The following is a 15076-nucleotide window of genomic DNA, read 5'->3' on the forward strand; positions in this document are numbered from 1 at the left end:
AAGACCTTTACCGTCGCGCAAACTCATCGGTGGCGCACCCGACTTTTTCGGCGGGACGGCTCCGGCGGCGCAGGCGGGGAGGCCTCGGGACGCGGCGGACTCGGTCCCGGGACCGGCGGGTACGGTCCCTTGCATGCATGCGATCACGATTCCCGAACCTGGTGGGCCCGAGGCGCTGGTCTGGGACGAGGTCCCCGACCCCGTGCCCGGCGAGGGCGAGGTCCTGGTCGAGGTGGCGGCCGGCGCCGTCAACCGGGCCGACATCCTGCAGCGGCAGGGCTTCTACGAACCGCCGCCCGGAGCGTCCCCGTACCCCGGCCTGGAGTGCTCCGGGCGGATCGCCGGGATCGGCACCGGCGTCTCCGGCTGGAAGGTCGGCGACGAGGTGTGCGCGCTGCTGTCCGGCGGCGGTTACGCCGAGAAGGTGGCCGTCCCGGCCGGACAGCTGCTGCCCGTGCCCGAGGGCGTCGGCCTGACGCAGGCGGCGGCGTTGCCCGAGGTGGCCTGCACGGTCTGGTCGAACGTCTTCATGATCGCCCACCTGCGGCCCGGCGAGACGCTCCTCGTGCACGGTGGCTCCAGCGGCATCGGCACGATGGCGATCCAGCTGGCCAAGGCCGTCGGAGCGCGGGTGGCCGTGACGGCCGGTACGAAGGAGAAGCTGGAGCGGTGCGCCGAGCTGGGCGCCGACATCCTGGTCAACTACCGCGAGCAGGACTTCGTCGAGGAGGTCGGGAAGGCGACGGACGGCGCCGGTGCGGACGTGATCCTCGACAACATGGGCGCCAAGTACCTGGAGCGCAACGTCAAGGCCCTCGCCGTCAACGGCCGGCTCGCGATCATCGGCATGCAGGGCGGCGTCAAGGGCGAGCTGAACATCGGCGCCCTGCTGGCCAAGCGTGCCGCGATCAGCGCGACGTCACTGCGGGCCCGGCCCCTTGAGGAGAAGGCCGCCATCGTCGCGGCCGTACGCGAACACGTCTGGCCCCTGCTCGCGGGGGGCCATCTGCGCCCGGTCGTCGACCGCGAACTCCCGATGCGGGACGCTGCCGCCGCGCACCGGGTGGTGGAGGAGAGCGGCCACATCGGAAAGGTCCTGCTGATCACCCCCCAGGGCACCTGAGCCCTCCCGGCCCCCAGGGGTGTCCGCACAGGCGGGTCGTTCGCCCGGAGGGCGGGGCAGGCGGGACTGTGCGGCCACTCCCTAGGCCCGGCGCAGTCGCAGTGCGACGAAGGCCAGGGCCAGGCCCAGGCCGATCAGGACCAGGCCGCTGCCCAGGGGCAGGATCCGCAGGACCGGGCCGACGGGGCGTTCGGCGGTGGCTGCCTCGTGTACGGGCTGCTCCGCCGGGGCGGACGGCACCGGGGCGGTCTCCCGTGGCTCCTCGGGGAGGGCCGTGGCGTCGAAGAGGTCCGGCCGCTGTACCGCGTCCTCCGGCCGTCCCGGCCGCTCCCGGCCCTCTCCGGCCCTGCTCCCGGCCCGGGAGGGCTCACCGGCGGCGGAGGGTGCCGCCACGGACGCCGCCGACGAAGCCGCCCGGGCCGACGGGGACGAGGGGGCCGAAGGGGCCGACGGGGCCACCAGGGGTGACGGGGCGGACCGGGGCGGTGAAGCAGCCGGGGGGGACACGGTCGGCCGGGGGACCTGCCCGGCCGTCCCGGCCTGTCTGGCCGGGACGGCCGACGAGGCTGATGAAGCGGGCCTCGGGGACCGGGCGGGGAGCGGACCGGACCGCTCCCCCTCCGCCCTCTCCGGGTCCGTCCCCTCGTCGTGGGTGAGGACAGCCCCGTACGACGGGACGGATGCGAAAGGTGAGACGAGCGCGCCGGCCCCCAGGGCGAGCACCAGTCCCGCCGCCCGCAGCGCGCGTAGCCATGGAGTCACGGGGGTGACCCCTTCCCGCCGTGCCCGGTAGGGCAGAAACGGCAAGTTCGGTCATATCGAGGCAATCAGCCTCACACCGCCCCGCGCGCCCGGCACTCCGGGTTCGGCCGACGGGCGGAATCGCGCACAATCCGGTTATGTCGATACGTCACGGGCTGCTGGCCCTGCTGGCGGCCGGCCCCCGCTACGGCTCCCGCCTGCGCTCCGACTTCGAGGCCCGCACCGGCGGCACCTGGCCGCTGAACATCGGGCAGGTCTACACGACGCTGGGCCGCCTGGAACGGGACGGCATGGTCGCCCGGGACGACGTCGACGCGGCCGGACGGACGCTGTACGCGCTCACCGAGACCGGCCGGGCCGAACTGCGCTCCTGGTACGACCGCCCCGTGGAACGGGCCGGCCCGCCGCGCGACGAGCTGGCGATCAAGCTGGTGATGGCGCTCGGCACGGACGGCGTCGACGTGCGGGAGGTCGCGGAGGCCCAGCGGCGGCACGTGACGCGGGCGCTGCACGACCAGGTGCGGCAGCGGGCCGAGGCCCTGGCCCGCGCGCCGGACCACCCCGGGGAGCTGGCCCGGCTGCTCGTCCTGGAGCAGCTCGTCCTCCACGCGGAGGCCGAGGTGCGCTGGCTGGACCACTGCGAGGCCCGCCTGCACCGTTTCACCCGCGGGGAGTCACCCCCGCCGGAGCAACCCGGAGCCTGAGCGACTCGTCTCCTCCAGCACGGTGGATCAGCCCTCCGTGGGGGCACCACGGAGGTGAGGTGCAGGCGTGCGACAGAATGGCGACATGGAGATGCCGAGGAACGAACGGTCGTCGGAGAACCCGCAGATCCTGGTCGTGGGCCAGGACGGCATGGCGCTCGGTGGCGGCGGCGCAGACGATGACTCCCGCGAGACCCCGGTCACGGAACAGGTGGAGCAGCCCGCGAAGGTCATGCGGATCGGCAGCATGATCAAGCAGCTGCTGGAGGAAGTGCGCGCGGCTCCCCTGGACGAGGCCAGCCGGGTGCGGCTGAAGGACATCCACGCCAGCTCCGTGAAGGAGCTGGAGGACGGTCTCGCGCCCGAGCTGGTCGAGGAACTGGAGCGGCTCTCCCTGCCCTTCACGGACGAGGCGACCCCCAGCGACGCGGAGCTGCGCATCGCGCAGGCCCAGCTGGTCGGATGGCTGGAGGGGCTCTTCCACGGGATCCAGACGACGCTGTTCGCCCAGCAGATGGCGGCCCGCGCCCAGCTGGAGTCCATGCGCCGCGCTCTCCCGCCCGGGGTCGGCGACGGCCATGACGAGCAGCACCCCGGCGGCCGGACCGGCGGCCCCTACCTGTAGACGTCCCCAGGCCGCACGGAGTGAACGAAGGGCCCGGCAGCCGGAAGCCGCCGGGCCCTTCCCCGTGTCAGGGACCTCAGGAGGGCGGGTTGCCCGTCGAGACGCTCAGCTCGATCTCGGGCATGTCCTCCGGGTCGACGTCGGTGTCGGCGGACGGGAACTGGTTCATCACCGTGCCGTCGCCGTAGGTGTTCTCGTCGACCTTCTTCTCGTTCACTTCCCAGCCGGCCGCCTGGAGACAGGCCTTGACCGACTTGATGTTCTTGAACTTGAAGTCCGGGATCTGGATCTTGTCGGGGTCGTTGTACGACTCCCGCGGCTCCGTGCACTCCTCGGTGTCGATCGTCTTCGTGGTGTCCGGGCCGCGGTAGCCGGGCTTCTTCTCCGCGGAGGCCGAGGCGCTCGGGCTGCTGCCGCCGCCGCCCTTGTCGTCCTCGCTGCCGCCGTTCAGCAGCAGCGCGGTGACGAGGCCGCCGATCGCGACCACCGACACGATGACCGAGCCGATGATCACCGGCTTGTTCCTGCCGCCGGAGGAGGCCGCCGGGGCCTGGGGCGACAGGTTGTACGGCGGCGGCGTCGACGGGCCCGGCTGCGGGGAGTACCCCGCCGGGGTCGGCGTCTGGTAGCCGCCTGCCTGGGGATATCCGTACGCCGGGGTCGGCCCCGTCGGGGCGGGCGTGCCGTACGGGTTCGGGGGCGGGGTCGGCTGGTACGGCGTCTGGACCTGGCCCGAGGGCGCCGGGGTCGCCTGGTCGACCGGCGGGAACACCGCCGAGCCGACTCCCGCGCCGCTCGGCGCCGGGGTGCCCGGGACGATGCTCGGTGGCGCGGCCTGGAAGGACGCCGCCACCCGCAGGCACTCGTCCCGCATGGCTTCGGCGCTGGGGAAGCGCTCGTTCGGGTTCTTCTTCAGCGCGCGGGCGATCAGCGCGTCCACGGCCGGGGGCAGGGCGCGGTTGACCGCGGACGGGACCGGCGGCTCCTCCTGCACGTGCGCGTACGCGATCGCCAGCGGCGAGTCCGCCTCGAAGGGCAGCCGCCCGGTCACCAACTGGAAGAGCATGATGCCGACCGAGTACAGGTCGGAGCGGGCGTCCACCCCGCGGCCGAGGGCCTGTTCGGGCGAGAGGTACTGCGGGGTGCCGACGACCATGCCGGTCTGCGTCATCGACGTCACACCGGACTGCATGGCGCGGGCGATGCCGAAGTCCATGACCTTGACCACGCCGCGCTTGGTCATCATCACGTTGCCCGGCTTGATGTCGCGGTGGACCAGGCCCATCTCGTGGCTGATCTCCAGCGCGGCGAGCACGTCCGCGGTGATCTTCAGCGCCTTGTCAGCGGGCATCGCGCCCTGCTGCCGCACGTCCTCGTCGAGGACCGAGCCGAGCGGGCGGCCCTCGACGTACTCCATGACGATGTACGGCGTCGTCAGGCCGTCGAGGGTGTCCTCGCCGGTGTCGAAGACCGACACGATGTTGGTGTGCGTGAGCTTGGCCACGGACTGGGCCTCGCGGCGGAACCGCTCGCGGAAGGCCTGTTCCCGTCCGAGATCCGTGTGAAGTGTCTTGATGGCGACCTGCCGGTCGAGCACGCTGTCGTACGCCAGGTGCACCGAGGCCATGCCGCCCTGGCCGAGGAGGTCACGCAGCTGATAGCGGCCGCCGGCGAGCGCCCGCCCCGCGTACTGGCCCTGTGCGCCGTCCTGGCTCATGTTCCGTTTCCCCCGTAGCCCTTGAGGCGCCGCCGACTTACGCGGATCCGCCGCAGATCCGTCGTTGATCCAAACCGCCATTCCCGGCCAAGTCTGCCCCAGGGCACTGACACGTCAAGCTCGGTGCCCGTTCCGTGACCGTACGCGAAAGAAGCGTCGCGGAAGCGTTACCGGGGGCGTGCGGGCGGGACACAGAATTTGCACGACAGTAAGGAGTGAAGGTTTCATGGCCGGTCCGTCTCGTGCCGGTCCCGGTGCCCCTTCTCGGGCCGGAGGCTTGCGCGGAGGCTGTAGCGTGGCCGACGGAGACCGTAACAACACCGCGCGCACCGCGGGCAGAAACGACGGCGAGGACTGATGGCACAGCAGCAGCGCGCTCAGGGCCCGTCCGACCCCGAGGCGACTGGCGGCGGCATGTCGGAGGCGCCGGAGTCCTGGGGGAACGGCGGACTGGTCGGGGACGGCCGGTACCGGCTGACCCGCAGACTCGGCCGGGGCGGCATGGCCGAGGTGTTCGCAGCCGAGGACGTCCGCCTCGGACGTACCGTCGCGGTCAAGCTGCTCCGCTCCGACCTCGCCGAGGACCCGGTGTCCAAGGCGCGCTTCACGCGCGAGGCCCAGTCGGTGGCCGGCCTCAACCACCACGCGATCGTCGCCGTGTACGACTCCGGCGAGGACTTCGTCGGCGGCCAGTCCGTGCCGTACATCGTCATGGAGATCGTCGAGGGCCGCACCATCCGCGACCTGCTGCTGAACGCGGAGGCGCCCGGCCCCGAGCAGGCGCTGATCATCGTCTCGGGCGTCCTCGAGGCGCTCGCCTACTCGCACCAGCACGGCATCGTGCACCGCGACATCAAGCCCGCCAACGTCATCATCACGCACAACGGCGCCGTGAAGGTGATGGACTTCGGCATCGCCCGCGCCCTGCACGGCGCGTCCACGACGATGACGCAGACCGGCATGGTCATGGGCACCCCGCAGTACCTCTCCCCCGAGCAGGCACTCGGCAAGGCCGTCGACCACCGCTCCGACCTGTACGCGACGGGCTGCCTGCTCTACGAACTCCTCGCGCTGCGCCCGCCGTTCACCGGCGAGACCCCGCTGTCCGTGGTCTACCAGCACGTCCAGGACATCCCGACGCCGCCGTCCGAGGCCTCCGACGCCTGCCCGCCGGAGCTGGACGGCCTGGTCATGCGCTCCCTCGCCAAGGAGCCCGACGACCGGTTCCAGACGGCGGAGGAGATGCGCGGGCTGGTCCAGTACGCGCTGCAGATGCTCTACGACCAGGGCGGCCACACCGGCACCTGGAACACCGGCCCGGTCGACATGCACGAGGGCCGCACCACCCCGTCGGCCGGCTTCGCCGGAGCGACGGCCGTGATGGGACACCCCGGGGACGTCTCCGGCACCACGCAGATCCCCTCGCCGATCCTGCCCAGCGGCTACGGCGGCGGGGACGACGGCGGCTTCGAGGGCCACGGCAACCGGGGCAGCGGCCGCGGCAAGCTGTGGATCCTCGCCGTGCTCGCGGTGATCGCCGTCGCCGCGGGCGTCGCACTGGCGCTGCAGAACACCGGCGGCGACAAGGACGGCCCGAGCAAGCAGCAGAAGCCGACCACCTCGCAGACGACCGAGAAGAAGACGCCCAGCGAGACGCCGAGCGACGACGACACCGGCCAGCCGACGGACACCACCACGGACGACGGCACCGGCACCGGCTCGGGCAACGGCAACTGGACGCCGACCTACAAACCGTCCGCCACGCCGTCGCAGAGCGCTCCCGCCTCGCCCACCGACGAGCCGACGGATGAGCCGACCAGCGCGGAGCCGACCGGCGAGCCGACGGACGAGGAGCCCACGGACCCGGGCACCCCGACCGACGACACCGGCGGTGTCGACGGCGGCGGCACCACGGAGGGCATCGTGGGCGGCGCGGGCGGCGGCGAAGGCTGATCCCCGCAGCTCAACGGCATGATCCACGCGCGCGTGGGACCCGGGGACGGGGCCCACGCGCGCGGGCCGTTCGGGGCACGCCGAAAAGAGGACTCTTCCCGTGACCTGGGTCACCGGGTTAACGTGCGGTAGCTCCGGCCTCCTGCAAGGCTGTGACCAGGGCCCCTTCCACGCCTTTCCGATTTACTTGGATATCCAAGCAAAATCGCAGGTCAGGTGGGGTTTCACAGAAATGTGGCGCACTGGGTAACGTGCTTTCTGCAGGGCGCTCGCCGGGGCACCTGTCACGCCCGTTCCCGGCCGAGCGGCACCCACCCCGTGCCCCGTGGTCGAGAACAGGTGAGCCGCTCCCCCGAGCTCAAAAGAGCAAGGGGGACCCCCAGGCCTACCGGCAACCCCGTGGCCCGGACCGACGGAGGAGCACACGTGACCGTGGAGAGCACTGCCGCGCGCACACCGCGACGCAGCGCCGGAAGCAAGGCCGGCACCACCGGCACCAAGCGCACCCGCACCACCGCCAAGAAGGACGCCGGCACCGAGCCCCAGCTCGTGCAGCTGCTGACGCCCGAGGGCAAGCGCGTCAAGAACGCCGAGTACGACAAGTACGTCGCCGGCATCACCCCGGAAGAGCTCCGCGGCCTCTACCGCGACATGGTGCTCACCCGCCGCTTCGACGCCGAGGCCACCTCCCTGCAGCGCCAGGGCGAGCTGGGTCTGTGGGCGTCGCTGCTCGGCCAGGAGGCCGCCCAGATCGGATCCGGCCGGGCCACCCGCGAGGACGACTACGTCTTCCCGACCTACCGCGAGCACGGCGTCGCCTGGTGCCGCGGGGTCGACCCGGCCAACCTGCTCGGGATGTTCCGCGGTGTGAACAACGGCGGCTGGGACCCCAACAGCAACAACTTCCAGCTGTACACGATCGTCATCGGCTCCCAGACGCTGCACGCCACCGGCTACGCGATGGGCGTGGCCAAGGACGGCGCCGACAGCGCGGTGATCGCCTACTTCGGCGACGGCGCCTCCAGCCAGGGCGACGTGGCCGAGTCCTTCACCTTCTCCGCGGTCTACAACGCCCCGGTCGTGTTCTTCTGCCAGAACAACCAGTGGGCCATCTCCGAGCCCACCGAGAAGCAGTCCCGCGTGCCGATCTACCAGCGCGCCCAGGGCTTCGGGTTCCCGGGCGTGCGGGTCGACGGCAACGACGTGCTCGGCGTCCTCGCGGTCACCCGGTGGGCCCTGGAGCGGGCCCGCAGCGGCGAGGGCCCGACCCTCGTCGAGGCGTTCACCTACCGCATGGGCGCCCACACCACCTCCGACGACCCGACCCGCTACCGGGGCGACGAGGAGCGCCAGGCCTGGGAGGCCAAGGACCCGATCCTGCGCCTGCGCCGCTATCTGGAGGCCTCAAACCACGCGGACGAGGGATTCTTCGCGGAACTGGAGACCGAGTCCGAGGCGTTGGGCAAGCGAGTGCGCGAGGCGGTCCGTGCCATGCCGGACCCGGACCACTTCGCGATCTTCGAGAACGCCTACGCGGACGGGCACGCGCTCGTCGACGAGGAGCGTGCCCAGTTCGCCGCGTACCAGGCGTCGTTCGCCGATGAGGGGGGTAACTGAGATGGCCGACAAGATGGCACTCGCCAAAGCGATCAACGAGTCGCTGCGCCGCGCCCTGGAGTCCGACCCCAAGGTCCTGATCATGGGTGAGGACGTCGGCAAGCTCGGCGGCGTCTTCCGGGTGACGGACGGGCTGCAGAAGGACTTCGGAGAGAGCCGCGTCATCGACACCCCGCTCGCCGAGTCGGGCATCGTCGGCACGGCGATCGGCCTGGCCCTGCGCGGCTACCGCCCGGTGGTGGAGATCCAGTTCGACGGCTTCGTCTTCCCCGCGTACGACCAGATCGTCACGCAGCTCGCGAAGATGCACGCCCGCTCGCTGGGCAAAGTCAAGCTCCCGGTCGTCGTCCGCATCCCCTACGGTGGCGGCATCGGCGCGGTGGAGCACCACTCCGAGTCGCCCGAGGCGCTCTTCGCGCACGTGGCAGGTCTGAAGATCGTCAGCCCGTCGAACGCGTCGGACGCGTACTGGATGATGCAGCAGGCCATCCAGAGCGACGACCCGGTGATCTTCTTCGAGCCCAAGCGCCGCTACTGGGACAAGGGCGAGGTCAACACGGAGGCGATCCCGGGCCCGCTGCACAAGGCCCAGGTGGTCCGCGAGGGCACCGACCTCACCCTGGCGGCCTACGGCCCGATGGTGAAGCTCTGCCAGGAGGTCGCCGAGGCCGCCGCCGAGGAGGGCAAGCGCCTGGAGGTCCTGGACCTGCGCTCGGTCTCCCCGCTCGACTTCGACTCGATCCAGGCGTCCGTGGAGAAGACCCGCCGCCTGGTCGTCGTCCACGAGGCCCCGGTGTTCTTCGGTTCCGGCGCGGAGATCGCCGCGCGGATCACGGAGCGCTGCTTCTACCACCTGGAGGCCCCGGTGCTCCGGGTCGGCGGCTACCACGCCCCGTACCCGCCGGCCCGCCTGGAAGAGGAGTACCTGCCGAACCTGGACCGGGTACTGGACGCCGTCGACCGCTCGCTGGCGTACTGAGGAGAGGGTCGTGACGACGATGACGGAAGCGTCCGTGCGCGAGTTCAAGATGCCCGACGTGGGCGAGGGACTCACCGAGGCCGAGATCCTCAAGTGGTACGTCCAGCCCGGCGACACGGTCACCGACGGGCAGGTGGTCTGCGAGGTCGAGACGGCGAAGGCGGCTGTGGAGCTGCCCATCCCGTACGACGGCGTGGTCCGGGACCTGCACTTCCCCGAGGGCACCACGGTCGACGTGGGCACGGCGATCATCTCGGTGGACGTGGGCGGCGGCAGCGCCGCACCCGCGCCCGCCGCCGAGCAGCCCGCGGCCGCCGCACCCGCCGAGGAGCCGAAGGCCGCGGGCTCGGGCCGCCAGCCGGTCCTGGTGGGCTACGGCGTGGCGACCTCGTCCACCCGCCGCCGCCCCCGCAAGGGCCCCGAGGTTCCGGTCCAGCAGGCCTCGACGGCGATCCAGACGGAGCTGAACGGCCACGCGCCCGCGGCCCCGGCAGCGAGCGCCCCGGCGGCTTCGGCCGCGAGTGCCCCGGCCTCGGCGGCTGCGGCCGCCCCGGCCGGCGGGGAGCGCCCGCTGGCCAAGCCGCCCGTCCGCAAGCTCGCCAAGGACCTGGGCGTCGACCTGACGACGGTGGTCCCGACCGGCCCGGACGGCATCATCACCCGCGAGGACGTGCACGCGGCGGTCGCCGCGGCCGTACCGGCGCCCCCCGAGCCCCAGGTCGCGCCCGCCCCGGCCGTCGCGGCCCAGGCCGCGGGGTCGTACGACACCGCGCGGGAGACCCGCATCCCGGTCAAGGGCGTCCGCAAGGCGACGGCGGCGGCGATGGTCGGCTCGGCGTTCACCGCGCCGCACGTCACGGAGTTCGTGACGGTCGACGTGACGCGCACGATGAAGCTGGTCGAGGAGCTGAAGGCCGACAAGGAGTTCGCCGGCCTGCGGGTGAACCCGCTGCTGCTGATCGCCAAGGCGCTGCTGGTCGCGATCCGGCGCAACCCGGACGTCAACGCGTCCTGGGACGAGGCCGCCCAGGAGATCGTGGTCAAGCACTACGTGAACCTGGGCATCGCGGCCGCGACCCCGCGCGGTCTGATCGTGCCGAACATCAAGGACGCGCACGCCAAGACGCTGCCGCAGCTGGCCGAGTCGCTGGGCGAGCTGGTGTCGACGGCCCGGGACGGCAAGACGTCCCCGGCGGCGATGCAGGGCGGCACGGTGACGATCACCAACGTCGGCGTGTTCGGCGTCGACACGGGCACGCCGATCCTCAACCCGGGCGAGTCCGCGATCCTCGCGGTCGGTGCGATCAAGCCCCAGCCGTGGGTCCACAAGGGCAAGGTGAAGCCCCGTCAGGTCACCACCCTGGCGCTGTCGTTCGACCACCGCCTGGTCGACGGTGAGCTGGGCTCGAAGGTGCTGGCCGACGTGGCGGCGATCCTGGAGCAGCCGAAGCGCCTGATCACCTGGGCGTGAGCCGACTGCGGCGGCCCCCTGCCCACCCGGGCGGGGGGCCGCAGGCGTTTTTCCGGGGAGTGACCGGGCGGGCGGCGCCGTCAGGCACCGCCGCGTGACGGACACGGCCGAGGGGGCCCCGCCGCGGTGCGCGGTGGGGCCCCCTCGGCGTGGTCCTACTTGGTGAAGCCGTAGTTGAGCAGCTTCGTGGCGTCCGCCTTGCGGGCGTCCAGGCCGGTCGAGGCGAGGACGGTGCCGATGACGGTCTTGCCGCTTCGGGTGGCGGCGAAGACCAGGCAGTACTTCGCCTCCGGGCCGGAACCGGTCTTCACGCCGATCGCGCCGGAGTAGCTGCCGAGCAGCGGGTTGGTGTTCTCCCAGGGCGCCATCGTCCGCGTACCGCCGGACTTGGTGGTCGTCTTCGCCGTGTACTTCTTCGTCTTGACGACCGTGCGGAACGTGGAGTTCTTCATCGCCGCGCTGGCGAGCTTGGTCAGGTCGCGCGGCGTGGAGTAGTTGGCGCCGTGGCCGATGCCGTCGAACGAGTCGAAGTGGGTGTTCTTCAGACCCAGGTTCTTGGCGGTGGTGTTCATCTTGCCGATGAACGACTTCACGCGGGCCGAGCGGGTCGAGCCGGAGCCGAACTTGTCGGCGAGCGCGTACGCCGCGTCGCAGCCGGACGGCAGCATCAGCCCGTACAGCAGCTGGCGGACGCTGACCTTGTCGCCGACGATCAGCTTCGCGTTGGACGCGTAGTTGTTGTCGACGATGTAGTCGCTGTACGCCTTCTGGATCGTGACCTTGCTGTCCAGGTTCAGGTTCGACTGCTTCAGCACCACCAGGGCGGTCATGATCTTGGTGGTCGAGCCGGTCGAGCGGCGGGTGTCGGCCGCCTTGGTGTAGAGCGACGTGCCGGTCGCGTTGTTCATCACGTAGCCGCCCTTGGCGGCGATGGAGGGCGCCGAGGCGGCCTGCGCCGGCGCGACGGTGAGGGCACCGGTCGCGAGCATGGCGCCGGTGGTCACGGCGACGGCCGCGGCTCTGCGGAGACGAGTGCCCTTAATGCCGGTTATCAAGTCAAGTACCCCGATTGCGTCGAATGCCCCAACGATGCGGCCGAGTTGAGGACGAGGGGAAGGGGGGCCGCACGTGTCTGACTCGTAACTAGCACACGTGGTTGTGCTGTTGCCGAGGGGGACCCCCGCTTTGCCACGGATGTGTGACATACAAGTCCGCATACTGGACGTTTCTCTTCATGCGTACCTGTTGTATCTATGCTGTCCGCATGACCCTGGCCGTGAAGCAACCGCCCGCCGCCGACCGCGTCTACGCCCACGTCAAACAGGGCGTCCTGGAGCGCCGCTACGAGGGCGGCACCCTCCTCACCGAGGGCGAGCTCGCCGAGGCCGTCGGAGTGTCGCGCACACCGGTCCGCGAGGCGCTGCTCCGCCTGGAGGCCGAGGGGCTCATCCGGCTCTACCCGAAGAAGGGCGCCCTCGTCCTGCCCGTCTCCGCGCAGGAGATCGCCGACGTCGTCGAGACGCGGCTGCTCGTCGAGGAGCACGCGGCACGCAAGGCCGTGCCCGCGCCCGCCGGGCTCATCGAGCGCCTGGAGGAGCTGCTGGCCCGGCAGCAGAAGCAGGCCGCCGCCGGCGACCTCGCCGGGGCCGCCGTCACCGACCGCTGCTTCCACGCCGAGATCGTCCGCAGCGGCGGCAACGAGATCCTCTCCCGCCTCTACGACCAGCTGCGCGACCGCCAACTGCGCATGGGCGTCGCCGTCATGCACTCCCACCCCGACCGCATCGCCAAGACCCTCGCCGAGCACGAGGAGATCCTCGACGCGCTGCGCTCCGGTGACGCGGAGACGGCTGTCGGTCTCGTCCACCGCCACATCGGCTGGTTCTCCCACCTGGCCCGGGGAGAGGTCCGATGAGCGCCGTCTCGATACCCGGCGACCCGCCGGGCGGCCGCCGGGCCCTGGCCGTCTGGGGCACCGGTGTCTCGGTCTACTTCGTCGCGGTCATCTTCCGCACGTCCCTGGGCGTGGCCGGCCTCGACGCCGCCGACCGCTTCCACGTCAACGCCTCGGCCCTCTCCACCTTCTCCATCCTCCAGCTGCTGGTCTACGCGGGCATGCAGATCCCCGTGGGCCTGCTGGTCGACCGGCTCGGCACCAAGAAGGTGCTGGCGCTCGGCGCGGTGCTGTTCACCGCCGGGCAACTGGGCTTCGCCTTCTCCCCGACGTACGGCATGGCGCTCGCGTCCCGGGCGCTGCTGGGCTGCGGTGACGCGCTGACGTTCATCAGCGTGCTGCGCCTGGGCAGCCGCTGGTTCCCCGCCCGGCAGGGGCCGCTGGTCGCCCAGTTCGCTGGACTGGTCGGCATGGCGGGCAACCTCGTCTCCACACTCGTCCTGGCCCGGTTGCTGCACGGCGTCGGCTGGACGGCGGCGTTCGCGGGCAGCGCGGTGGCCGGTGCCGTGGTGCTCGCCTTGGTGCTGCTCTTCCTCAAGGACCACCCGGAGGACCACGAGCCGGAGCCCTTCCCGCACCAGGGCGCGGCCTACGTAAGGCGGCAGATCGCCGCGTCCTGGCGGGAGCCCGGGACGCGGCTCGGCCTCTGGGTGCACTTCACCACCCAGTTCCCGGCGATGGTTTTCCTGCTGCTGTGGGGCCTGCCGTTCCTCGTCGAGGCGCAGGGGCTGTCCCGGGCGGTCGCCGGTGGACTCCTCACCCTCGTCGTCCTGTCGAACATGGTGGTGGGCCTGGTCTACGGCCAGATCGTCGCGCGGCACCACGGGGCCCGGCTGCCGCTCGCGCTCGGCACGGTCGGCACGACGGCGGCCCTGTGGGCCGCGACGCTCGCCTACCCCGGCCCGCACGCCCCGATGTGGCTGCTGATCGTGCTGTGCACGGTGCTCGGGGCATGCGGACCGGCGTCGATGATCGGCTTCGACTTCGCCCGCCCGGCCAACCCGCCCGAACGGCAGGGCACCGCCTCCGGCATCACCAACATGGGCGGCTTCGTCGCCTCCATGACCACGTTGCTCGCGATCGGCGTGCTCCTGGACGCCACCGGCGACGACTACTCCCTGGCCTTCTCGGCGGTGTTCGTGCTCCAGGCGCTCGGGGTCTCCCAGATCCTGCGGCTGCGCAAGCGGGCGCAACGGCGGGAGCGGGAGCGTCTGGTGGCCAGCCGGGTGGAGACGGTGCACGTCCCGGCGTGACGCTCGTCAGGCAGTCGGTACGAGGGTGAGGTACGCGAGGCCGAGGATGCCGCGGTAGGTGAGCCACCGGGCGCGGTGCCGGTCGACGCGCTGCCGTGTCTCCTCCGCCAGGGGGTGACGGGGGTGCTCGGCGAGCCACACCTCGGTGTCCGCGAGGTACCCCGACTCGAACGCCTCCCATTCGTCGAGGCTCGCGGTCTCCGTCCACTCGGGCCGGAACCCCGCGTCGACGGTCATCCCCAGGAGCGTCGCGAGGTCGGGGTGGTCCGTCGCGGCGGCGTCCGGCCACATGCGGGACAGCTCGCCGGGGGTCGGGGTGCGCTCCCAGAAACCCTCGCCGAGCAGGACGCGGCCGTGGTCGGTGACCAGACGGCGCAGTTCCCTGAGCGCGCCGGGGAGGCGGCCTCCGAGGGCCTGGCTCGACCCCACGCACAGGACGAGATCGGCGGGACCGCGGGTGGTACCGGTGGCGGACTCCTCCACGAAACGGGCGCGAGGGGCCAGCCCGCGGTCTTCGGCTGCCTTCCGGGCCCGCGCCAGGTCGCCGGTGTCCAGGTCGACGCCGGTGCCGGTCGCCTCCGGCGCTGCGGCCAGGATGCGGAGCATGAGCTCGCCGGAGCCGCAGCCGATGTCCAGGACGGTGGCGGGGGCGTGGCGGGTGAGGCGCTGTACGAGGCCGGCCGCCCTCGCCTCGGACAGGGGGCCGTGGAAGGTGAGGCGGGTGCGGTGGGGTGGGGTCATGCCGAGGGACGCTACGGGGGGCGTGGGGCAGCCGCACGGCGTTTTCCGGCGCTCGGCATCGCTGCCCGGGACGGGTGGGTCCGCAGCCCGGCGGAGCGGGGTGCCGCGCTGCGGGCATGCGTGCCGCCCCCCAGCGGCACGCATGCCCGCAGCCCGGGTGTGCCAAATTGGGGCCCC

The 15076-nt window shown here is 72.0% G+C and carries 13 protein-coding genes; 9 read left to right on the plus strand and 4 right to left on the minus strand.

Translation table 11 applies throughout. The features are described 5' to 3' along the window. The first annotated feature begins 133 nt into the window (after positions 1 to 133). Complete coding sequence (locus AB0937_RS32885) at positions 134 to 1123, plus strand: NAD(P)H-quinone oxidoreductase (RefSeq protein WP_366716939.1); 990 nt, start codon at positions 134 to 136, stop codon at positions 1121 to 1123. 81 nt (positions 1124 to 1204) lie between these two features. Here the strand turns inward: AB0937_RS32885 and AB0937_RS32890 are convergent, their stop codons facing one another. Beyond that, positions 1205 to 1516, minus strand: a complete 312-nt coding sequence (locus AB0937_RS32890) for a hypothetical protein (RefSeq protein WP_366716941.1) — start codon at positions 1514 to 1516, stop codon at positions 1205 to 1207. A 506-nt stretch (positions 1517 to 2022) separates the two neighbouring features. Between AB0937_RS32890 and AB0937_RS32895 the strand changes: the two genes are divergently transcribed. After that, complete coding sequence (locus tag AB0937_RS32895; protein WP_366716943.1) at positions 2023 to 2589, plus strand: PadR family transcriptional regulator; 567 nt, start codon at positions 2023 to 2025, stop codon at positions 2587 to 2589. A gap of 85 nt (positions 2590 to 2674) precedes the next feature. Then, positions 2675 to 3214 carry a bacterial proteasome activator family protein gene (locus AB0937_RS32900; protein WP_366716973.1) on the plus strand — a complete coding sequence of 180 codons (540 nt, stop codon included), beginning with the start codon at positions 2675 to 2677 and terminating at the stop codon, positions 3212 to 3214. A 76-nt stretch (positions 3215 to 3290) separates the two neighbouring features. Here AB0937_RS32900 and AB0937_RS32905 read toward each other — a convergent pair whose 3' ends face one another. Then, positions 3291 to 4931 (minus strand): protein kinase, encoded by a 1641-nt coding sequence (locus AB0937_RS32905; RefSeq protein WP_366716945.1) that lies wholly within the window; start codon positions 4929 to 4931, stop codon positions 3291 to 3293. 357 nt (positions 4932 to 5288) lie between these two features. Between AB0937_RS32905 and AB0937_RS32910 the strand changes: the two genes are divergently transcribed. From AB0937_RS32910 to AB0937_RS32925, 4 genes are all read left to right on the plus strand, one after another. Continuing rightward, a complete protein-coding gene (locus AB0937_RS32910) occupies positions 5289 to 6884 on the plus strand; it encodes a protein kinase (protein WP_366716947.1) in 1596 nt (531 codons plus the stop codon). Positions 6885 to 7310: 426 nt separating this feature from the next. After that, on the plus strand, positions 7311 to 8501 hold the full coding sequence (gene pdhA, locus AB0937_RS32915) for a pyruvate dehydrogenase (acetyl-transferring) E1 component subunit alpha (protein WP_366716949.1): 1191 nt from the start codon (positions 7311 to 7313) through the stop codon (positions 8499 to 8501). Position 8502: 1 nt separating this feature from the next. Then, positions 8503 to 9480, plus strand: coding sequence for an alpha-ketoacid dehydrogenase subunit beta (locus AB0937_RS32920; RefSeq protein ID WP_366716951.1), 978 nt, complete (start codon positions 8503 to 8505; stop codon positions 9478 to 9480). A 10-nt stretch (positions 9481 to 9490) separates the two neighbouring features. Next, complete coding sequence (locus AB0937_RS32925) at positions 9491 to 10951, plus strand: dihydrolipoamide acetyltransferase family protein (protein WP_366716953.1); 1461 nt, start codon at positions 9491 to 9493, stop codon at positions 10949 to 10951. Positions 10952 to 11106: 155 nt separating this feature from the next. On the opposite strand, the gene AB0937_RS32930 is transcribed toward AB0937_RS32925, so the two are convergent. Next, on the minus strand, positions 11107 to 12006 hold the full coding sequence (locus tag AB0937_RS32930; protein WP_366716955.1) for a serine hydrolase: 900 nt from the start codon (positions 12004 to 12006) through the stop codon (positions 11107 to 11109). A gap of 209 nt (positions 12007 to 12215) precedes the next feature. On the opposite strand from AB0937_RS32930, the gene AB0937_RS32935 reads away from it, so the two are divergent. Both AB0937_RS32935 and AB0937_RS32940 read left to right on the plus strand, forming a co-directional pair. Beyond that, a complete protein-coding gene (locus AB0937_RS32935) occupies positions 12216 to 12866 on the plus strand; it encodes a GntR family transcriptional regulator (protein WP_366716957.1) in 651 nt (216 codons plus the stop codon). Next, complete coding sequence (locus AB0937_RS32940; protein WP_366716959.1) at positions 12863 to 14158, plus strand: MFS transporter; 1296 nt, start codon at positions 12863 to 12865, stop codon at positions 14156 to 14158. The genes AB0937_RS32935 and AB0937_RS32940 overlap by 4 nt, the downstream gene beginning before the upstream one ends. 6 nt (positions 14159 to 14164) lie before the next feature. On the opposite strand, the gene AB0937_RS32945 is transcribed toward AB0937_RS32940, so the two are convergent. Next, a complete protein-coding gene (locus tag AB0937_RS32945; RefSeq protein WP_366716961.1) occupies positions 14165 to 14899 on the minus strand; it encodes a class I SAM-dependent methyltransferase in 735 nt (244 codons plus the stop codon). Between the last annotated feature and the right edge of the window lie 177 nt (positions 14900 to 15076).

The sequence above is a fragment of the Streptomyces sp. NPDC047880 genome, assembly GCF_040706515.1.
Lineage (GTDB): Bacteria > Actinomycetota > Actinomycetes > Streptomycetales > Streptomycetaceae > Streptomyces.